Source organism: Clostridium drakei (assembly GCF_000633595.2).
Classification (GTDB): domain Bacteria; phylum Bacillota; class Clostridia; order Clostridiales; family Clostridiaceae; genus Clostridium_AM; species Clostridium_AM drakei.
The window spans coordinates 118,891-139,306 of sequence record NZ_JIBU02000013.1 but is presented as its reverse complement, the minus strand read 5'-3'; the positions used below and the strand labels follow the sequence as shown (position 1 = coordinate 139,306).

At 32.0% G+C, this 20,416-nt stretch carries 19 protein-coding genes and 4 pseudogenes; all 23 read left to right on the top strand.

Annotated elements, in window-relative coordinates:
* The first annotated feature begins 13 nt into the window (after window positions 1–13).
* A complete protein-coding gene (locus tag EG57_RS0207925) occupies window positions 14–616 on the top strand; it encodes a chemotaxis protein CheC (protein ID WP_032076703.1) in 603 nt (200 codons plus the stop codon).
* Window positions 617–654: 38 nt separating this feature from the next.
* Window positions 655–1,014 (top strand): response regulator, encoded by a 360-nt coding sequence (locus EG57_RS0207920; protein WP_007059605.1) that lies wholly within the window; start codon window positions 655–657, stop codon window positions 1,012–1,014.
* A 286-nt stretch (window positions 1,015–1,300) separates the two neighbouring features.
* Window positions 1,301–1,699 carry a chemotaxis protein CheW gene (locus tag EG57_RS0207915; RefSeq protein ID WP_032076702.1) on the top strand — a complete coding sequence of 133 codons (399 nt, stop codon included), beginning with the start codon at window positions 1,301–1,303 and terminating at the stop codon, window positions 1,697–1,699.
* A gap of 30 nt (window positions 1,700–1,729) precedes the next feature.
* Window positions 1,730–2,728, top strand: coding sequence for a flagellar motor switch protein FliM (gene fliM, locus EG57_RS0207910; protein ID WP_032076701.1), 999 nt, complete (start codon window positions 1,730–1,732; stop codon window positions 2,726–2,728).
* A complete protein-coding gene (fliY, locus tag EG57_RS0207905; protein WP_032076700.1) occupies window positions 2,721–3,929 on the top strand; it encodes a flagellar motor switch phosphatase FliY in 1,209 nt (402 codons plus the stop codon). Before fliM ends, fliY begins: the two co-directional genes overlap by 8 nt.
* Window positions 3,930–4,154: 225 nt before the next feature.
* Window positions 4,155–4,421, top strand: coding sequence for a flagellar biosynthesis anti-sigma factor FlgM (locus EG57_RS0207900; RefSeq protein ID WP_029162533.1), 267 nt, complete (start codon window positions 4,155–4,157; stop codon window positions 4,419–4,421).
* 14 nt (window positions 4,422–4,435) lie between these two features.
* On the top strand, window positions 4,436–4,846 hold the full coding sequence (locus tag EG57_RS0207895) for a flagellar protein FlgN (RefSeq protein ID WP_032076699.1): 411 nt from the start codon (window positions 4,436–4,438) through the stop codon (window positions 4,844–4,846).
* A 12-nt stretch (window positions 4,847–4,858) separates the two neighbouring features.
* Entirely contained in the window at window positions 4,859–6,805 is a 1,947-nt protein-coding gene (gene flgK / locus EG57_RS0207890; protein ID WP_032076698.1) for a flagellar hook-associated protein FlgK, read from the top strand.
* Between the two features lie 39 nt (window positions 6,806–6,844).
* Entirely contained in the window at window positions 6,845–8,197 is a 1,353-nt protein-coding gene (gene flgL, locus EG57_RS0207885; protein ID WP_032076697.1) for a flagellar hook-associated protein FlgL, read from the top strand.
* A gap of 78 nt (window positions 8,198–8,275) precedes the next feature.
* The gene (gene fliW / locus EG57_RS0207880) at window positions 8,276–8,707 is read left to right on the top strand and encodes a flagellar assembly protein FliW (RefSeq protein WP_032076794.1); all 432 of its coding nucleotides are present in this window, start codon (window positions 8,276–8,278) and stop codon (window positions 8,705–8,707) included.
* Window positions 8,707–8,928 carry a carbon storage regulator CsrA gene (gene csrA / locus EG57_RS0207875; protein WP_032076696.1) on the top strand — a complete coding sequence of 74 codons (222 nt, stop codon included), beginning with the start codon at window positions 8,707–8,709 and terminating at the stop codon, window positions 8,926–8,928. Before fliW ends, csrA begins: the two co-directional genes overlap by 1 nt.
* Window positions 8,929–8,959: 31 nt before the next feature.
* Entirely contained in the window at window positions 8,960–9,310 is a 351-nt protein-coding gene (locus tag EG57_RS0207870; RefSeq protein ID WP_032076695.1) for a flagellar protein FlaG, read from the top strand.
* Window positions 9,311–9,399: 89 nt separating this feature from the next.
* On the top strand, window positions 9,400–9,699 hold the full coding sequence (locus EG57_RS0207865; protein ID WP_032076694.1) for a hypothetical protein: 300 nt from the start codon (window positions 9,400–9,402) through the stop codon (window positions 9,697–9,699).
* Window positions 9,700–9,719: 20 nt separating this feature from the next.
* On the top strand, window positions 9,720–10,106 hold the full coding sequence (gene fliS, locus EG57_RS0207860) for a flagellar export chaperone FliS (RefSeq protein WP_032076693.1): 387 nt from the start codon (window positions 9,720–9,722) through the stop codon (window positions 10,104–10,106).
* Between the two features lie 21 nt (window positions 10,107–10,127).
* Window positions 10,128–11,867, top strand: coding sequence for a flagellar filament capping protein FliD (fliD, locus tag EG57_RS0207855; RefSeq protein ID WP_032076692.1), 1,740 nt, complete (start codon window positions 10,128–10,130; stop codon window positions 11,865–11,867).
* Window positions 11,868–11,889: 22 nt separating this feature from the next.
* Complete coding sequence (locus EG57_RS0207850; RefSeq protein WP_032076691.1) at window positions 11,890–12,246, top strand: flagellar protein FliT; 357 nt, start codon at window positions 11,890–11,892, stop codon at window positions 12,244–12,246.
* A 192-nt stretch (window positions 12,247–12,438) separates the two neighbouring features.
* Window positions 12,439–12,795: pseudogene (locus tag EG57_RS27450) on the top strand (flagellin N-terminal helical domain-containing protein); the annotation flags it as partial.
* Window positions 12,796–15,027: 2,232 nt separating this feature from the next.
* Window positions 15,028–15,288: pseudogene (locus EG57_RS27445) on the top strand (flagellin); the annotation flags it as partial.
* A gap of 74 nt (window positions 15,289–15,362) precedes the next feature.
* Window positions 15,363–16,601 (top strand): flagellin lysine-N-methylase, encoded by a 1,239-nt coding sequence (gene fliB, locus EG57_RS0207840; protein WP_032076689.1) that lies wholly within the window; start codon window positions 15,363–15,365, stop codon window positions 16,599–16,601.
* 118 nt (window positions 16,602–16,719) lie between these two features.
* Window positions 16,720–16,863 (top strand): carbon storage regulator, encoded by a 144-nt coding sequence (locus EG57_RS0207835; RefSeq protein WP_032076688.1) that lies wholly within the window; start codon window positions 16,720–16,722, stop codon window positions 16,861–16,863.
* A 209-nt stretch (window positions 16,864–17,072) separates the two neighbouring features.
* On the top strand, window positions 17,073–17,246 hold the full coding sequence (locus EG57_RS0207830; protein ID WP_032076687.1) for a carbon storage regulator: 174 nt from the start codon (window positions 17,073–17,075) through the stop codon (window positions 17,244–17,246).
* A 273-nt stretch (window positions 17,247–17,519) separates the two neighbouring features.
* A pseudogene (locus EG57_RS25740) lies at window positions 17,520–17,936 on the top strand (flagellin N-terminal helical domain-containing protein); the annotation flags it as partial.
* Window positions 17,937–20,102: 2,166 nt separating this feature from the next.
* Window positions 20,103–20,360, top strand: a pseudogene (locus EG57_RS25735) (flagellin); the annotation flags it as partial.
* Window positions 20,361–20,416: the final 56 nt, after the last annotated feature.

The window sequence follows — 20,416 nt, the reverse complement described above, 5'->3', positions numbered from 1 at the left end:
GGTAAAATAGTATATGAGCTATCAAGACATGACGCCATTACAGCTTGATGCACTAAGGGAAGTAGGAAATATAGGTACAGGGAATGCTGCTACAGCACTGTCACAACTTATAAATAGAAAAGTGGATATGACAGTTCCTGACATAAATATTGTACCTTTTGATGATATTTTTTCAAGTATAGGTGGAGACGAGATAGTTGTAGGAGTTATAGTGAGAGTTTTAGGTGAAGCACCGGGTAATATATTATTTGTATTTGAAAAAGATACTGCACTAAATTTAGTGGAAACCTTAACCGGTGAAAAAGAAGAATTTTTAAACGAAATGGGTAATTCTGTAATATGTGAAATAGGTAATATAATATCTAGCTCATATATGAATGCTATATCAAGATTTACTGGACTAGCTATAATGCCTTCTGTTCCAGCAGTAAGTTATGACATGTTAGGGGCAATACTTTCTACAACTTTTATAGAATCAGGACAATTTGATGACTATGTACTTGATATAGAAACTATGTTTATTCAGGGTGAATCTGAAATGGAGATAAGTGGACACTTTTATTATGTACCAATGCCTGGTTCACTTGAGAAAATGTTAAGTGCATTAGGAGTTTAATAATAACAACAGGAGTAAATAGATTTGGAGGGAATAAAATGTCAAAAGTATTAATTGTTGATGATGCTGCTTTTATGAGAATGATGATAAAGGACATATTAGAAAAAAATGGATTTGAAGTAATAGGTGAAGGAAATAATGGACTAAAAGCTGTAGAATTGTATAAAAAGGAAAGACCAGATGTAGTAACTATGGATATAACTATGCCGGATATGGATGGAATAGAAGCTGTAAAAGCAATAAAGGCATTTGATCCATCAGCTAAAATAATAATGTGTTCAGCTATGGGACAGCAGACAATGGTTATGGATGCAATAAAAGCAGGAGCAAAAGATTTTATTGTAAAACCATTCCAACCAGATAGGGTACTTGAAGCTATTAAAAAAGTAATAGGATAGAAATGTAATTTTTGGTGGCAGATGACAAAATAAGTTATCTGTCACTTATAGAATTGAGAATTGGAAATAAAAATTTAGCTAAAATTTATTTATGGCATATAAAGATATTATAAATTTAGACGAGAATTTATTGAGTGATATTAAATTTTATATTAAAGTTTGCATTAATTCTCCATGCTAAATTTTCCATTCTCAATTAAGTTATGATGGAATTGAAATATAGAGAAGTTAAGAGTGCTGCAGTAAAAACAGTATTTTGCGGCAATTAATGTGGAGGTGTTAAATAATGCAGGTTGTTGTATTTAAGTTAAATAACGAACAGTTTGCAGTAGAAACTGCAAAGGTTCAAAGTATAAATGATGCCATGGAAATAACAAAAGTTCCAAATGCACCAGGACATATAAAAGGACTCATAAATTTAAGAGGTAATGTAATATCACTTTTAGATATAAATCTTTTATTAGATGTATCAAAATCTGAAGAAAAACAAAGTAATATAATTATATTAGAAATGGAAGATGAATTAGTAGGAATAACAGTTGATCAAGTGGATGAAGTTTTAGAAGTGGAAGAAGGAATAATAGAAAAAATAAACGATGGTAAAAAAGCTTATATCGAAGGAGTTATAAATTTTAAAGATAGAATTGTAACACTTATAGATATAGATAAACTTCTTTCAAATTAGAAATTCTTTAATAGGAAATGAGGGAAGAGAATGGCAGATGTATTATCGCAGAGCGAGATAGATGCTCTTTTAGCTGCCTTGTCTGCTGGAGAATTAACTCCAGATGAAGTACCAAAAGAAGAAGAAAAACAAAAGGTTAAGCCTTATGATTTTAGAAGTCCTCAAAAATTTTCAAAAGATCATATAAGGACGCTTGAACTTATTCATGATAACTATGCTAGAATAATTTCAAATTATTTAACTGCACAGGTAAGAAGTAATGTAAAAGTGAAAATAGAGTCTGTACAGCAAATAACTTATGAAGAGTTTATTCACTCTGTGCCAAATCCCACAATCCTTACTGTGTTTAAGATGCCGCCTTTAAATGGATCTGTATTGTTTGAAACAAATCCACAATTTTCTTTTGAAATAATAGATGTGCTTTTAGGTGGAAAGGGAACGGGAAAATATAAAGCAAGAGAATTTACAGACATTGATAAAAACATTATGATGGTCATAAATACAGGACTTATATCTAATTTGAAATTAGCCTGGGATGACGTGCTTGAAGTTAATACTGAAATAGAAGGATTAGAAACTAATCCAGCATTAAATCAGACTTTAGCGCCGAATGAAGCAGTAGCCTTAATAACTTTTTCTGTAGAAATGGGCAAAAGCAGCACCTTTATTAACATATGTATACCTTATTTAAGTATAGAAAAAGTATTAGATAAGCTTGTAGTACAATATTGGTTCCAAGATAGTAACGATGAAGGAATATTAGAGGAATCTAGAGCGAAGTTAAGACAAAGATTGAATATAGTAAATATGAATCTTACTGCAGTGTTAGGTACTACAAATATTACTGTAGATGATTTCTTAAGATTAGGTGTAGGTGATGTGTTGACCTTAAATGATAAAGCAAATATGCCTATTAAATTAATGGTGGAAGATAAACCATATTGCTATGGAAAACCAGGAGTATTGGGGAAAAATATGGGGGTTCAGATACTAGATATTATAGATAAGGATGTGGAAAATTATGAGTAATGGGTTTCTTTCACAAGAAGAAATAGATGCACTTTTAAATGGGGGAGGCGAAGACACACCACCTGAACCATCAGAAGAAACAAAAACTTCAGAGGAAACACCAGAAGCATCAGATAAATCAGAATTACCTGCATTAACGGATATAGAAAGAGACTTATTAGGGGAAATTGGTAATATATCTATGGGTTCTGCATCCACAGCACTTTCTACAATAATCAATCAACAGGTAAATATAACTACTCCAATAGTAAGCATAACCAGATTAAAGGATTTAAAAGATCAATTTGAAGTTCCAAATGTTGCCTTGGAAGTTAAGTATGTAAGCGGTATAGTTGGAGAAAATCTTCTTGTTATGAAAATTACAGATGCAGCTGTAATTGCAAATCTCATGATGGGTGGAAATGGAAGTGTAGAAGGTGATCCTAAGGAATTATCTGAAATAGAACTTAGTGCTGTATCGGAAGCCATGAACCAAATGATAGGTTCTGCAGCAACATCTATGGCTACCATGTTTATGAGAGAAGTAAATATATCACCACCTGTATCCACAATATGGAATGATTTAAAATCCCCTGTGGCTAAAGGTATATCGGATGATGAACCAATAATTAAAGTGTCCTTCTCTTTAGCAATAGGTGATTTAGTAGATAGTACTATAATGCAGATATTGCCAATAGCTACAGCGAAAAAGATAGTATCAATAATGATGGGACAGGAATCTCCTGAAGGGGAGGCACCAGTTCAGCAGGCAGAGCCGCAAGCAGCTCCACCACAGCAAGCACCAGTGACACAACCGCAAGTGCAGCAAAGTCAACCACAGCAGCCACAAGCACAACAAGTTATATATGAAAAAACTATAGAAGCACCAAGCGCTCCAAATGTTGAAGTTAAGCAAGCAGCATTTCAGCCTTTAGCCCCAGTAGGACCAAGTGGAGAAATGCCTAAGAATATAGATTTAATATTAGATGTACCTTTAGATATATCTGTAGTACTAGGAAGAACAAAAAAGAATATAAAGGATATATTAAATTTAGGAACAGGATCTTTAATAGAATTAGATAAATTAGCAGAAGAACCTGTGGAAATACTTGTAAATGGAAAAAGAGTAGCTTATGGTGAAGTAGTTGTAGTAGATGAAAATTTTGGTGTAAGAATTACCAGCATTATAAGTAGCGAAGAAAGAATTAGATCTTTAAAATAAAGTAAGCAGCCTTAAAAAGGCTGTTTTTTATTTAATTTTTAAATTTAAAATTTTAATAAAATTTATGTTCTTATTAAAGTATCTAAAAAAAGGGATTTTGAAGTAAAAATAAAGGTTTTTCTTTTATTATCAGGTATAAACATTGGATTTTTATACCCGATAATACTATTAGCGATGCATAGAAAAGAAGTTGTTTCACTTGATAAATGTTAGGAGTGTATAATTATGAAAGTGAATGGAATTAATCCGAATAAAGTTATAAATCTTTATTCAGAACACAAGAAAAGTATAGAAAAAAAGGATCAAGTTCAAAAGAATGATACTGTTCAGATATCCTCAATAGGTAAAAGCTTGAGCTCCTATTCATTAGATGATAAATTCATAAATTCTAAGGAAAAAATAGCGAGATTAACTAATGAAGTAAAAAATGGTACTTATAATATAGATTCAAAATTAGTTGCAGCAAAGATCATGGAAGAAATGAAAATATAAAATGGAGGTATATGATGAACGCGTCTGAATTGAATTCAGTAATGAATGAAGAACACAAAGCACTTCAAACACTGCTATCTTGTTTAGATGAACAGTTTCAATATTTAACGAAGAGGGAAGTTTTTGCACTGGATGCTGTAAGGAGCAAGATAGAACAAAGCAGTAGAGTGTTAGCTTCCCTTGAAATGAAAAGAAGAAGTTTAACTAATGGTAAAGAAATGAGCGAAATAGTTTTGGAGCTTAAGGATGTAGAACTTGAAAAGAATTATAGAAACATAAAGAAGCTTTTGGATATGGTAGTTCTTCAAAAAGATACAAATGATGTTTTAATTAAGCAGCAGCTTGGTTTTACAACTCAAATGCTTAATTTTTTAAATCCTAATAAAGCACCTAAAACTTACAATTCATATGGAAGAAGAAAATAGGGAGGAAACACAATGTCTGGTTTATTTGGAACTTTAAATATATCAAAAAGTGGAATGTTTACTCAACAAAGGTGTATAGATGTAACATCCCACAATATAGCTAACGCTAATACAGATGGATATTCAAGACAAAGAGCGGAATTACAAACTACTAAGCCATTTCCTATGCCTAGTGCAAATAATGCAGTAGGCCCAGGACAACTAGGAACTGGTGTTGAAGTAACTGCAATAAATAGAATAAGAGACAGTTTTCTCGATTATCAGATAAGAGTAGAAAAAGGTGTTGACGGACAATATAAAGGTAGAGATAAGTTTTTAAGTCAGTTAGAAAATATAATGAACGAACCTACAGATACTGGTATATCTAAAGATATAGGAAACTTCTTTGATGCATGGAATACTTTAGGAACAAATGCAAAGGAATCAAATTCAAGATCTATAGTTGCACAAAACACATTAACTCTTACTACTGATTTAAATCATACTTATAATGAATTAGAAAAATTAAAAGAAAATACTCAGACTGTTATAAAGGACGATGTATTTGACATAAATAGTAAATTAAAGCAAATAGATCAATTGAATCGAGAGATAATACAGGTTAGAGTAGCAGGAAATAGTCCAAACGATTTAATGGATAGAAGAGATTTACTTTTAGATCAGTTAAGTGAAAAATTTGGAATAAACATAGATAGAAAACAATTTGAAGGAAATAATGTAACAACATCTGATGATGCAAAATCTAAAGAAGCAGGAGATGACGGAAGACCTCCTTTAGCTGCTGATGGTACAACTAACCTTAATCTTGTACAGGCACAATACCCTGATCAAGCATGTAGATTTTCTTATGTAGATACTATAAATCCACCAGAAGGCAAAAAAGCTGGTGATGCAGGTCAATATACTATAGTATACTATAAAAATGGAGATAAAAAAGATAGCAACAATGCTGTAACTATAACTGTAGATATACAAGATAGTACAGATGCAAATGGAGTCAAGACTACTGCAGCAGATAAGGTGAAACAATTAAGTGAATGTAGAGTTTTATGGGCAGATAATGATGGAGTAGCACTTAATGTCGATACTTCAACTAAGTCTCAAGGAATAGTATCAGGTAATCTTCCACAAGGAAGTTCGGTAAAATTTGAAAATCTAAAAATGTTTCAACCACCTTCAGGAGAACTTAAAGGATACATGTCTGTTCAAAAGGATATAGATACCTATGAAGGTCAAATGAATAAATTTGCAAAAGCCTTAGCTTTTTCTGTTAATGCAATATCAAGTCAAAGTTCAGATACAATTGCAGATATTACAAGTGGAGGTAAGGTTGTTGAAGTAAATAATTTCTTTGTAAATGCAGATGCTCAAAAAAAGGGAGTGTATACTGGTACTGATTTAAGTAAAATAGAAGAAGCAGAACAAGATATTACGGCAGGAAATATTACTATAAATCAAGCTATAATAGATGATCCAATGAAGATAAAAGCTGCAGCCAAGTATGATGGAAATAATAGACCTGTATCAGGTGAAAGTGATGGCAGCAGAGCTGTAGCAGTACAAACGTTGAGAGATAGTCTTATGACTATTCAAAATATAGATTCTGATAATGCTACTAAAAATAAGAAGTCAGATTTTGTTAGTGATGTGCTTACTTTAGATGGAAAGACAGGATTAAATGTAATAAAAAATAAAACAGGTGGAATGACTCTAGACAGCTACTTTAAAGATACTGTAGATAGATTAGGAATTCAGGAACAGGAAGCTAAAAAGACTGTGACAAACCAGGCAACTCTTTTAGCCGGATTTACTCAGTCAAGAGATTCTGTATCAGGAGTATCTTTAGATGAAGAATTTGCAAATTTAGTTCAATATCAACATTGTTATCAAGCCAATGCTAAGCTTATATCTACTGTAGACCAACTTTTGGATGTAGTAATAAATGGACTTAAGAAGTAGAAACAAATTACTTGTTACTAAAAAGATGAGGTGATTTTAATGAGAGTTACTAATAAGATGCTTGCGAATAATTATTTAACTGATATGACTACTAACTTAAATAATTTACAAAAAATTCAGCAGCAAATGTCATCAGGAAAAAATTTTACAAAACCTTCTGATGATCCTTTTAATGTAGCTAGGGCTATGCAAATGCATACAGCTATAGATGCAAATACACAATATAACAAGAATATATCTAATACGATAAACTGGCTGGACGTAACGGATACTTCTTTAAATGAATTAGGTGAAGTATTTCAAGGACTAAGGGAAAAAATAGTAGCGGCTGGAAATGCAGCTTATGGCTCTGATGAAAGAATTAAAATTAAGGATGACGTGAATCAGAAAATAGGACAAATTGGCCAAATATTAAATACTACTTTTGCAGGAGAATATATTTTCGGTGGTACCAAAGGAGCTTCAAAGCCAGTAGATGCATCAATGGATTCTTCAGTTGGAACAGTAAGTAAAACTTCTGGTGAAGAAGGAACTGTAAATGGAAAATTTTATGGTTCAGGTAATGCTAGTTTTAAAATAGAAATAGCAGAAGTAAATAAGTCTAATAAAGTTACAAAAGTTAATGTATTAAAAAGTACTGATAATGGAGTTACTTTTAAAGCTATTTCTCCATCAGCTATTCAAATTAGTACAGATGGTACTTTTAATGTAGGCAATGATTTAACTTTTTCAATAAAAGATGGTTCAGCTAATAAAGCAGCGGCATATGATAAAGATGGCAAAAAAACTACAGATGGAAGTACTTATACTTTTGACTGTACATCTTCAGGAAATGCAAGACTTATTTACTGCAAAGCAGATAAAACAGAATTAGATACAAGTGTGGCAAATACGGATCCAAGCTCTGAGGATGCACTTCAATTTGATATGATAAGTACAAAAAGACAAACAGAAATATCTCAGGGAGTTTTAGTTGACTACAATGTATCAGCTACAAGTGTTATTAAATATGGTGCTGCATCTGATGAGGATGTAAGAAGTTTGCTTTCAAGAATTGTAAATCATTTAGATGGAAAAGATGATGCAGGAAATGCAAATGAGGGTGATGCCACAAAGGCTTTAAATACTAAAGATTTATCAGATATAGATTTAGCTATGAAGCAGATTTTAAAAGTTCGTTCAGAAGTAGGTGCAAAGCAAGTTAGAATGGACAGTGCCAAATCTCAAAATGAAATGGGAAACTATGACATGAGTGAAATACTTACGAAAACAGAAGGTGTTGATATAACACAAAAAACTATGGAATTAGCTACAATGCAAACTGTATACCTAGCATCACTTCAAACTGGTGCGAAAGTTCTTCAACCAACGCTTATGGATTATATGAGATAAAGTTACAAATGAACAATTTGTAACTATAGTCATATATTTGTTGTTGCAATTTTCTAAAAGGGGGTGTGAGTGATTTTTATGAAATTAAATACTAAATATTATGGTGAAAGAGAATATAATGAAAAAGATGTGGTAACATTTAAAAAAGGAATACCAGGATTTGAAGATTTAAAAAATTTTATATTATTTTCTGTAGAAGATGATGAAATGTTTAATATATTGCAATCTATAGAAGATCCAAGTACAGGTATCATAGTAGCATCTCCCTTCTGTTTAGTAAAAAATTATGAATTTAAGTTAGATGATGAGAAAAAAAAAGAACTCCAAATAGGAAGTTATGAAGATATTCTAGTAGTAAATACAGTAACATTAAACTCAAAATTAGAAAATATAACTATGAATTTAAAAGCTCCCATAATAATAAATATAAAGATGAGGTTAGGGGAACAAATAATATTAGATAACCCTAATTATCCGATAAAATACCCATTATTTAAGGGGGGAGTTTAGTGTTAGTTATAAGCAGAAAGAAAAATGAATCACTTCTTATAGGTGAGAATATAGAAGTAACTGTAGTAAAAATAGATGATAGTTCAGTTAAGCTTTCAATATCTGCACCTAAAAGTGTAACTATATTAAGAAAAGAATTATATAAAGAAGTTGAGCAGGAAAATAAAAATGCTGCAGCTTTAGATATAAAATTATTAAAAAGTATAAAAGATAGAAAATAAAATTTATTAATTCTAAATAAGGAGTGTTAGCATGGAAGTTAGAAATGTAGGTCAAGGAAGACAGACAAATTTAGATTTTAATAATTCAGTGGATGAAGTAAAGAGTTCACAAAGTGTGCAAACAAGTTCAAATTCTGAAACTGATATAGGCAAAGTATCTGAAAAGGATGCAAAAAAAGCTGTAGATAAATTTAATAAGTTAATGGAAGATAAGTCTACTCATGCAGAATATGAAGTCTATGGAAAATTTAAAGATATAACTATAAGTATTATAGATAATAATACTAAAAAAGTTATAAAAGAGATACCTCCCAAAAAGATAATAGATATGATAGACAAATTTTGTGAAATGGCAGGAATGTTTCTTGATGAAAAAGTATAAATTATTAACTAGAAACTGAGGTTTATTATTTTCTTGTGATCTAAAACTAATAATTAGTTTTTTCTAGCTAATTATGAGGGGGGATTTTTATGGAATATAGGTTAAATAAAATTGATCCTGAGGTAAGGCAAAGAGTAAAAGATACAACTAAACCAGGAAAGGTTCATAATAAGACAGGCATAGCCATAAATAAAGACAACAAGGATAGAAATAAAAAAAATCAAGGTGATGCTGATTTTGGTTCAAAGCTAGAAAAGCAAAGAAATAAAAATAAAATTTCTGTAGATGCAGTAAAGGTAGATGAGATGCAGGTATCAGTTTATAAGGAAGATGTAGAAAACCTTAGTAAAGATGAAATAAAGGGTAATATATTGGATACAAGAAAATAATTTTAAAGGAGTGTTTATATATGTACGGAGCCAATGCATATAATACTTATAAAAATAATAGCGTAAATTTTTCCTCAAAAGAACAAATGTTGCTAATGTTAGTAGAAGCGTCGGTGAAGTTTGCCAAAATAGGAAGACAAGCTATTTTAGATAAAAATATTTCAAAATCACATGAAAATATAGTGAAATGTCAAAATATATTTTATGAGCTTATGGTTACTTTAGACGTAGATGCAGGTGGTGAATGGGCAAAAAATCTTATGAGAGTATATGATTTTATAACTAGGAGACTAACAGATGCTAATATAAAAAAAGATGCTGCAATTATGGATGAGATACTGCCTGTTATTGAACAAATAAAAGATATGTGGGAAGAAGCTTATAAGGTTTCAAAAAAATCCAAATAAATTAAAAGGTGAGTGATAAGAATGTCTAGCGTAAGTGGAGTGAGTTCATCAAGTGCTACTGCTGCTAGCAGTAAGCTTAGAGTAACTGGACAAGCATCAGGTATAGATGTAGATGCTGCAGTTAAGCAAATGATGTCTGGTGAAAATGCTAAATTAGATAAATTAAAGCAAGAGAGGCAATATACCCAGTGGAAGCAGGAAGCTTATAGGGATATTATAAAAGATATAAGGGATTTGAGAGATTCATCCTTTTTATCAGATTCTCCAGATGAAACTAACATGATAAGTAGTAAATCTCTTACAGGGACTTCAGTTATTGCAGGAAGTGCAACTTCATCAAATAGTAGTCAAAGTACCTTAGTAAATGGAACAAGTCTTCCTGGTGCTGCTACAGGTACTTATGTAGTAACTGTAAACCAGATGGCTAAAACAGCCAGACTGCCAAGTTCTGCACTAAAGGCAACCACACAAGTTACTACTAAAGTAAATGGTGCAGATGTAATCAATAATGTAGTTAATGATGCCACAACTACAAGTAAGTTATCAGATATAAATTCAAACATGAAAACTCAATTAAAATTTGTAATAGATAACCATGAAATAGTATTAGATAATAGTAATGGAGACAAAACTGTAAATGATCTTATATATGCCATAAATAATACCAAAGATAGTGCAGGAAATGCTTTAAGCGATAACTATAAAGTTGGTTTCAGTGAATTAAATCATAAAGTTATTATTGAAACAAGAAGCTCAGGAGCAGAAAAAAATATTTCTATCCATAATGAAGGTGTAGGATTATCCGGTTTGGGAATAGGTACTAGTGATGGTACTACTACAGCTACAGGTCAGGATGCTAAACTTACTATAACAGCACCAGGAGAATCAGCAAGTGAGGTTACAAAGTCAAGTAATACATTTACTATTGATAATATGACTTATAGTATTTTAAAGGATCCTGCTGCTACCCTAGATGTAAATGGACATCCCACTCCATATACAGAAACTTTAACTGTAAAAGCAGATTCAAAAGGTGCAGTAGATAAAATAAAAGCATTTATAACTAAGTACAACAAATTGGTAGATAAGATATATACTATGGCAAATGGAAAGAAGGATTATGATTACAAGCCTTTAACTGATTCTCAAAAAGAATCTATGACTGATGAACAAATTAAAACCTGGGAAACAAAGGCCAAGGGAGGTATTTTATCTAATGAAAATGAGCTTGATAGCCTTTTAAATAATATGAGAAGAGCATTTACTGACAAAGTGCAATCCTCAGGCTTAACACTTCAGGATATAGGCTTAGATACTTATGGATTTGATAGTTCGTCATCAACTATGGAAAAGCCAGGACAAATAAAAATAGCAAATGAAAGTAAATTAAGAGAAGCACTAGAAACAAAGGGAGATCAGGTAATGAATTTCTTCCAAGGAAGTCCTGATGAATCCATAACAGATTCTAAACAAAAATATAATAATACAGGTGTATTCCAAAGATTAAGTGACACATTCCGTGATAATGCAGTTACAGCAGACAGTATTCTTTTAAAGAAAGCGGGTTATGATGGATCAACCACATATTATACTAATGAGTTAACTAAACAGTTAACTAAAGAAGATTCAACTATAAAGGATATGGCTAAAAGGCTAAACGATAAGGAAGAATCCTATTATCAAAAGTTTTCTAAATTGGAAACAGCTATGACACGATTAAATTCACAAGCAAGTTGGTTGTCACAGCAATTATCAAAATAAATGATAAAGTAAGGTTATTCATATGATAGAAAATAATGTAAATGAAATTTTAAAAGAAGCTTTAACGAAATACAAAAATTGTACTTTGCAGCTTATAGAAGCCGTTGAAAAGGAAGATTATGATATCCTTCAGATCATGTTAGATGAAAGACAAGAAATAATAGATTCTATGTCAAATATAGAATATACAAAAGAACAGTTTGTAAATTTTACAGAAGAGCTTAATATAGTTGCATTCCAAAAAAAATTAACAGAACTTATGTATGAGAAAAGAAATAATTTGAAAAAGGAATTGTCTAAAATATCCAATAGTAGAATTGCCAATAAAAGTTATAATAGTAGATTGTATCAAACAACAATATTTAATAAAAGATTTTAACCTTAAATCATAAAATTATGCAAAAAAGTCTAAATAATTTAAAAAAGGTTATAAAGGTTTAAAAATTTTTTTCGAATAAATTAATGTGATTTAAAATAATACAATAATTTAATTAAGTTAGTAAGCTTAATCAAAGCTTAACTATAAATAAACGGGCATGGACGCCCAATAAAATTCAGGGAGGAATTTATTATGATAATTAATCACAATTTACCTGCGTTAAACGCACAAAGATTGATGGGAGCTAATAATACAGCTACATCAAAATCAATGGAAAAACTCTCATCAGGTCTTAGAATAAACAGGGCTGGAGATGATGCAGCTGGACTTGCAATCTCCGAAAAAATGAGAGGTCAAATCAGAGGCTTAGATCAAGCATCCAGAAATGCTCAAGATAGTATTTCTATGGTTCAAACAGCTGAAGGTGCATTAAATGAAACTCAATCTATTCTTCAAAGAATGAGAGAACTTTCAGTTCAATCCGCAAATGACACTGAAACAGATTCAGACAGAACTCAAATGCAAAAAGAAGTATCCCAGTTAAAATCAGAAATTAACAGAATAGCTGAAAACACAGAATTCAATACAAAAAAATTGTTAAATGGTAGCTTAAGTGCAGCAAAATCAGCACAAGGAACTGCTGCAAGTTCATCTGTATTTGATGCAGCAACAACAGCAGCAACAGCAGGTGCTTCTAAAGCAGGTTTAGCAGTAGTGCTAAGTAATGCAGCAGCAGGAACAACTGGTACAGGTTATTCTACTACAGCGGGAGCAGCTCTTGATGAAAGAACAATAATACAGACAGGTACAAATGATACTTTTAACATTAATATTAATGGAGTAGCATATACTGATGTTACTATAGGAGCAAGTACAACTCAAGGATATACTCGTTCAGAGTTTGCATCTGCTTTAAGTACAGCAATTAATGCAAAGATAGAAGCTACAAATGCAGGAGATTCAAAAATTGAATTCAACCAAGTAAATGTATCTTTAACTGGAGACAATCACCTTAAATTTACTACTGCAGCTACAGGAAGCAGCGCTACATTACAAGTAGCTATTTCAGCTCCTACTACTGCAGGTGCGAATAAAGGTGCAGTAGAAGCTATGGGATTTGACAATAAGCAAACTACTGTAACTGGTAATGTTGATTTGTCAGCAGGAATAACAGTTGCTGTTGCTGATTCTAGATTTAATGTTACTTTAGGTAATAAAAGTATAGCGGACGTAGATTTAGTTGCAGATGGAGGTTTGACTGCTGGTACCACATATACATTTGATGCACTTAAAACAGCACTTCAGACAGCAATGGATAAGAGAGCAGGTTCAGGAGCTGTTACAGTAGGTGATGATGGAAACGGTCACTTGAAGTTTACATCAAATGTTGCAGCAGGAGGCTTTGCTATTGCAGCTGCAACTACTGGTGCAGATGATGGTTCTGCTAATTTATTTGGTACAAGTTTAACATCTTCAGATGTTGCTCAATCTGCAAACATAACTGCAAAAGGAGTTAATACAGTAGAAGCTACAAAAGCAGGTACTTATATTTCTAAAAATGCAAATGATCAGTTTAATATTAGCGTAGATGGTGGTGCTGCACAAACAATTACATTAAATGCAGGAAACTATGCAACACGTGATGCTTTAGTTACAGAAGTTAATAATCAAATAAATAGTAATGCTTCACTTGTAGGAAAAGTAAAGGCACAGCTTGCTTCTGACAACAGCGGAAAAATAGAATTTGTTTCTACTTCTACAGGATCTACTTCCAATGTAATTGTAAGCGGTCCTACAGCTGCTAATCAAAGTGCATTAGGTGCTCTTGGATATGCAGGTGTAGCAGGAGGAGTTACAGGAACTGTTGATCTTAAAGCTGGTGTTGATTTAAGTGCCGCTGCTACAGCAACAAAGATGGATGTTACTTTAGGAAATAAAACTGTTACTATTGACCTTGCAGGAGCAACAGGAATTAATACTACTGCGACTGGTGGATCCGTTGTAAGTTCAAGAGATGCTATTGTTAAGGCATTACAATCTAAATTGGATACAGCTTTTGGCCAAGGTGCAGTAACAGTAAATACTTCTACTACAGCAGCAGGAGTAGATACTTTAAGTATTTCTAATAATACTCGTGGAGCAGCATTCTCTATTGCAGATGGTGCAAATACAGGAGCTACAGTATTATTTGGTGCTGCTAAAACAGCTACAGTAAGCGCTTCAGGAACTAATACAACTACAGCAGGTACAGATGCAATTGACAATACTATTGCTAATAATACATTAGTAACGGATTTAGCTGATGCAGATGGCAATAATCTAGGATTAAGTGCTGGAAATGTTATTAAAGTAAATGGAACACAAAATGGTTCTTCTTTTGAAGCTAGCCTTACAGTTACAAATACTACTACACTTTCAGATATTGAAAATACACTTAGAAATTTAGATGCATTTAAAGGTGCTACAGTTTCTTTAGATGCAGCAACAGGCAAATTAAGCATTCAAGGAGCAACTGGTTCTACTAAGGACATTTCAAACTTGAAATTTACAGCACAAAAATCTGCTACAGATACATCTACTGTACCAGGTTTCAACAAAGTATTTGGAAACTTTAATGTAACACAACAAGCACAAGATGCATCTAGTGATAACTCACTTGTTTCTCATATTGGAGCAAATCAAGGACAGACAATGAATATAGACATTAATGAAATGACAACAAAGGCATTAAAACTTGATGCTGTAGATATATCATCACAGGCAGGTGCAGAAAGTGCAATTTCTGTAATTCAAAATGCACTAGAAAGCGTTTCAGATGAAAGAGCTAAGCTTGGAGCATTCCAAAATAGATTAGAGCATACAATAAATAACTTAGGAACTTCATCAGAAAACTTAACAGCATCAGAATCAAGAATTAGAGATGTAGACATGGCTAAGGAAATGACAGAGTACTCAAAGAACAATATACTTTCTCAAGCTTCTCAAGCAATGCTTGCACAAGCAAAATCACAACCAGAACAAGTATTACAATTATTAAGATAATTCAATTAAAGAGGCTTTGTATTACAAAGCCTCTTTTAAAATAAAATTATTTATTTTATGAGGTGACTCTAACAATGAAAAAGAGAAAAGTACTTGTACCAGAATATATGAACGAATTTAAATGTATAGGAGCACAATGTGAAGATAACTGTTGTATAGGATGGAATGTTGCAATAGATAAAGAAACCAATATGAAATATAAAAATGTGAGGAACCAAGAATTAAAAGAAAAACTACAAAAATATATAAGTAGAAATCGTTCAAATGGAACCAATGAGAATTATGCAAAAATAAAAATGTTAGATAATGATTGTTGTCCATTTTTAAATGAAAAAAAATTCTGTAGCATTCAAGAAGTATTGGATGAAAAATATCTATCTAATGTATGTTCCACATATCCAAGAAGCGTAAATGTAGTAAATGGCAGTTTTGAAAGATCAGCTACATTATCTTGTCCGGAAATTGCAAGGCTGGCTTTATTAAAGGAAGAAGGCATTAATTTTTTTGAAATTGAGGAAAATAGCAATATTAGGAATATTATTGAGTACAATTTTAATTTTCAAGAGTTTAAATTTAAAAATAAATCAGAAAAATATTTTTGGAAATTGAGAACTTTTACTATACAGGTTTTAAAAGCAAGAGATTATACTATTGATGAGAGACTTATAATACTCGGAATGTTTTATCAAAAAATTCAAGAGCTTTATAAGGAAAATGAAGTGGAAAATGTATTAGCATTAATAGAAGATTACACTAAGCTAATTGTTACAGGAGAATTTAAAGATATATTAGAAAATATGCCAAGTAGTGATGCAATGCAGATGGAATTATTAAAAGAGCTTTGTGACATTAAAATTTTAGCAGGAAATAGAAGTAAGAAATACTTTAACTGTTACTCAGAATTTCTTACAGGAATTCTTTATACAAGAGAATCTACTATAGAAAAAATATCACTAAGGTATAGTGAAGGCTGCAAAAAATATTATATGCCTTATATGAAGGAGCATGAATATATATTAGAAAACTATTTGGTAGACTACGTTTTTAAAAAATTATTTCCTTTAGGACAGTATAATAATATGTTTGACAATTATGTAATGTTCATAGTTCATTATGCTATGATTAAAATGCATTTGATTGGCATTGCTTCATTATACAAAGAAAAATTTAATACAGATAAAGTGATAGAAGTTGTGCAAGCTTTTACAAAAGCAATAGATCATAATAAAGAATTTTTAAAACATGTTTTTAATCTTTTAAAAGGAAATGGATATGGAACTATGGCTCATATGACTATTTTAATCAAGAATTAACAAAAAGACGTATAAAATTTCATATATCTAATGTATTGTAAATTTGTTATGAAATAAGGTATAATATTCCTTGGTGCTTTTAACGATAAATGCTAATTTTTTACATGGAGGTAGAAATATGTTAGTTTTAGGCAGGAAGCCAGGAGAATATGTAGTTATTGATAACAAAATTAAGGTGAAGGTTATAAAAAGTTTAAAGGGTGAATTGAGACTTGCTATAGAGGCTCCCAGAGATATAGAGATAACAAGGGGAGAAATTTGACATAATATAAAAAAATATTTTTAAAAACATAAAAAATTTTACATAAGCTATAAAGTAATTTTTTAGTTTATCGAAAATCTTACTAGAACAGTAAAATTATATAAAGTAAGTAATCATGGACGATTAATAGACTTATCTAATTCTGCAGGAGGCAGAGGATGATAGGTGTGTTAATCGTCCATTTTTTATTGCTTCAAGGAGGGAGTAATATGTTAGTTTTAGGCAGGAAGCCGGGAGAATATGTAATAATTGGTGACAGTATAAAGGTAAAGGTTGTAAAAAGTGATGCAGGAGATTTAAGACTTGCAATAGAAGCACCAAAGGATGTAAAAATCACCAGAGGTGAAGTTTGGGAAGAACAGCAAAAAATTGCAGTAAAGTAGACAAGCCATTTATTACAAAATTGAATATAAGTAAACTCAGGAGGAGTGGATTATTTTCGCAGTTTGGCAGGACGCCATGTAAGCGAAAGAATGCACTCTTTTTTGATTGGATAATAAGCCGAAAAAGGCTTTATTATATAAGTGATTGCAAAAAATGGAGCTGGCCAGCTCAAGCAAATAACCGTTAGTAAGCTTTTTAGCTTAACTATAAATTAAAAAATAAGATTATGGTACACAAGGAAGTGTGCTGCAAAAATCAAGGAGGGAAATATTATGATAATTAATCACAACTTATCCGCAATGAATGCGCAAAGATTAATGGGAGCTAACAGCTCAAACACATCAAAATCTATGGAGAAACTTTCTTCAGGTCTTAGAATAAACAGAGCTGGTGATGATGCAGCAGGTCTTGCAATATCAGAAAAAATGAGAGGACAAATCAGAGGCTTAAATCAAGCTTCAAGTAATGCTCAAGACAGTATTTCTATGGTTCAAACAGCTGAAGGTGCTTTAAATGAAACTCAATCTATTCTTCAAAGAATGAGAGAGCTTTCCGTTCAATCATCAAATGATACTGCAACAGATTCTGATAGAACTCAAATGCAAAAAGAAGTATCACAATTAAAATCAGAAATAGACAGAATAGCTGAAAATACAGAATTCAACACAAAGAAATTATTAAATGGTAGCTTAAGTGCTGCTAAAACTTCACAAGGAACAGAAGCAGCAACAAGTAAATTCGGTGTTGGTGACATAGATGCTGTTGGAGCTATGTTAAAAGCAGGAGATACAATTACCAATAAAGAAGCAATTACTGCTGTTGAAGGAACTGGTTATTCTCAAACTGGAGGATTAGAAGTATCAGAAAGAACTACTATTAAAGATGGTGTAAATTCAACTTTTGATATAACAGTGAATGGAACTGCACTGGCTGATGTTAAAATAGCTGATAGTGCTGATGGTGGATACAGCAGAACAGACTTTGCAAAGGCAGTTCAAGATGCAATAAATGCAAATGTTGGTGTAACTGAAGCAAAACTTGAAAAAGTAAATGTTTCTATTACAAGTGATAATAAACTTCAAATAACTTCAGCTGAAACTGGAAGAGATATGACGTTTACAGTTGCAAAATCAACTACTACATCTGCCGATAATGCTTTATCAGCAATGGGTTTCCAAGCTACAGATAGAGAAACTGGAATAACTGGTTTAGATGTTAATAGTGCTAGTATAACATTTGGTAGTGCTACTACAGATCAGTTTGAATTAACTGTTGGTAGTACAAAAGCTACTATTGATTTAGGTTTTGCTGCAGGTGATAGTAAGACTGGTGCTGAAATTGTTACTGCAATGAATAGTGCACTAGATACAAAATTTGGAACAGGCAATATTGTAGCAAATGTGAATTCAGATGGCAAAATCGTTTTAAGTACTAAAGCTGGACTCAATGCAGCTACACTTACTGCTGCAGATGGTGGTACAGGATTTGGAGCTACAACATTATTTGGTAGTGCTACAGCGAATGCTACAGAAAAAGTTTCAGGCGTGGCTAATGTAATTAAGGCAGGTACTAGTTCAACTATGGCAAGAGGTGCAGGAAGCGTTATTGCTAATAACGTAAATGATCAATTCAACATTTCTGTAAATGGTGGAGATGCTAATACAATAACATTAAAGGCAGGAACTTATACTACAAAGCAAGATCTTGTTAATGAAGTAAATAGTGAAATCAATAGTAATAAAGATTTAGTTGGAAAAGTAAAAGCTAGCTTAGATTCAGATGGCAAAATTAAATTTGAATCTGCTACAAAAGGTTTGAATTCTTCTGTAGTTGTAGCGGCTCCAAGTACAGCAGCTAGGTCTGCTTTAGGAGCATTAGGTTTAGCAGGAAGTGCTGGAAATATAGATGTTGCAACAAATGGAGCAGATATAAAATCAGGTCATGATCTTATTACTACAGCAACAGATACAAAAACAACAGTAACTTTAGGAAATAAATCTGCAATTATTGATTTGTCAAAAGAGAAAGCTTTGGGTATAAATACTAATGGTGTAGCAGAAAAGAAATCTTCTAGAGATGCTATTGTTAAAGCATTACAATCACAATTAGACAAAGCTTTTGGTGCCAATGCTATTACAGTTAGTACTACAATTGGTACTAAGGAAACTTTAAAATTTACAGTTAATGCAGGAGCTTCAAACTTTGAAATGAAGGATGCTGCTGGTCAGACTTTTGTAAAGAATATTTTAGGGGATGCAACACAAGATACTAAAGCAACTGTGAGCCCAACTTTAAATAATACTGCTGTTGCTGGTGCTGATGCAATTAAGCAAACTTTGGACACTTCAACTAAGCTATCAGATTTAGTTGATAAAGACGGAAATAATTTAGGACTTACAGCAGGAAATGTTATTAAATTCTCAGGAACACAAAATGGTTCTGAAATTAAATCTACAGATTTTACTGTTACAAATTCAACAACAGTAGGTGATTTATTAAATTCAATGAGAAATACTCCAGAATTAAAGGATGCAGTAATCTCATTAGATGCTACTAATGGTACAATAAATATTACTGGTGCAGCAGGTGCAAAGAATGATTTAAGTAATATGAAATTATCAGCTCAAAAATCTGCTACAGATACATCAACAGTTTCAGGATTTAACAGAATGTTTGGTTCTGTAACAGTTACACAGGAAGCACAGGATGCAGCTTCTGATTCTTCATTAGTTTCTCATATCGGTGCTAACCAAGGACAAACTATGAATATTGATATAAATGAAATGTCAACGAAGTCATTGAAACTTGGTTCTATAGATATATCTACTCAAACTGGAGCTGAAACTGCAATTAGTGTAGTAAATAATGCATTAGAAGCAGTATCAAGTGAAAGAGCTAAACTTGGTGCATTCCAGAATAGATTAGAGCATACAATAAATAACTTAGGAACTTCATCAGAAAACTTAACAGCATCAGAATCAAGAATTAGAGATGTTGATATGGCTAAGGAAATGACAGAGTACTCAAAGAACAACATACTTTCACAAGCTTCTCAAGCAATGCTTGCACAAGCAAAATCACAACCAGAGCAAGTATTACAGTTGTTAAGATAATAATTAATAAAGGTCAGAGAGCTATCTCTGACCTTTTTAAATGAATATTATTTTAT

Bases quoted from the DNA above. Each gene is read 5' to 3' on its own strand.
- flgK (WP_032076698.1), top strand. From the start codon at position 4,859: ATGTCTGGTTTATTTGGAACTTTAAATATATCAAAAAGTGGAATGTTT.
- flgL (WP_032076697.1), top strand. From the start codon at position 6,845: ATGAGAGTTACTAATAAGATGCTTGCGAATAATTATTTAACTGATATG.
- fliS (WP_032076693.1), top strand. From the start codon at position 9,720: ATGTACGGAGCCAATGCATATAATACTTATAAAAATAATAGCGTAAAT.
- EG57_RS0207835 (WP_032076688.1), top strand. From the start codon at position 16,720: ATGTTAGTTTTAGGCAGGAAGCCAGGAGAATATGTAGTTATTGATAAC.
- fliB (WP_032076689.1), top strand. From the start codon at position 15,363: ATGAAAAAGAGAAAAGTACTTGTACCAGAATATATGAACGAATTTAAA.
- EG57_RS0207830 (WP_032076687.1), top strand. From the start codon at position 17,073: ATGTTAGTTTTAGGCAGGAAGCCGGGAGAATATGTAATAATTGGTGAC.
- EG57_RS0207900 (WP_029162533.1), top strand. From the start codon at position 4,155: ATGAAAGTGAATGGAATTAATCCGAATAAAGTTATAAATCTTTATTCA.
- fliM (WP_032076701.1), top strand. From the start codon at position 1,730: ATGGCAGATGTATTATCGCAGAGCGAGATAGATGCTCTTTTAGCTGCC.
- EG57_RS0207920 (WP_007059605.1), top strand. From the start codon at position 655: ATGTCAAAAGTATTAATTGTTGATGATGCTGCTTTTATGAGAATGATG.
- EG57_RS0207870 (WP_032076695.1), top strand. From the start codon at position 8,960: ATGGAAGTTAGAAATGTAGGTCAAGGAAGACAGACAAATTTAGATTTT.
- EG57_RS0207925 (WP_032076703.1), top strand. From the start codon at position 14: ATGAGCTATCAAGACATGACGCCATTACAGCTTGATGCACTAAGGGAA.
- EG57_RS0207915 (WP_032076702.1), top strand. From the start codon at position 1,301: ATGCAGGTTGTTGTATTTAAGTTAAATAACGAACAGTTTGCAGTAGAA.
- fliD (WP_032076692.1), top strand. From the start codon at position 10,128: ATGTCTAGCGTAAGTGGAGTGAGTTCATCAAGTGCTACTGCTGCTAGC.
- EG57_RS0207850 (WP_032076691.1), top strand. From the start codon at position 11,890: ATGATAGAAAATAATGTAAATGAAATTTTAAAAGAAGCTTTAACGAAA.
- fliY (WP_032076700.1), top strand. From the start codon at position 2,721: ATGAGTAATGGGTTTCTTTCACAAGAAGAAATAGATGCACTTTTAAAT.
- fliW (WP_032076794.1), top strand. From the start codon at position 8,276: ATGAAATTAAATACTAAATATTATGGTGAAAGAGAATATAATGAAAAA.
- EG57_RS0207865 (WP_032076694.1), top strand. From the start codon at position 9,400: ATGGAATATAGGTTAAATAAAATTGATCCTGAGGTAAGGCAAAGAGTA.
- EG57_RS0207895 (WP_032076699.1), top strand. From the start codon at position 4,436: ATGAACGCGTCTGAATTGAATTCAGTAATGAATGAAGAACACAAAGCA.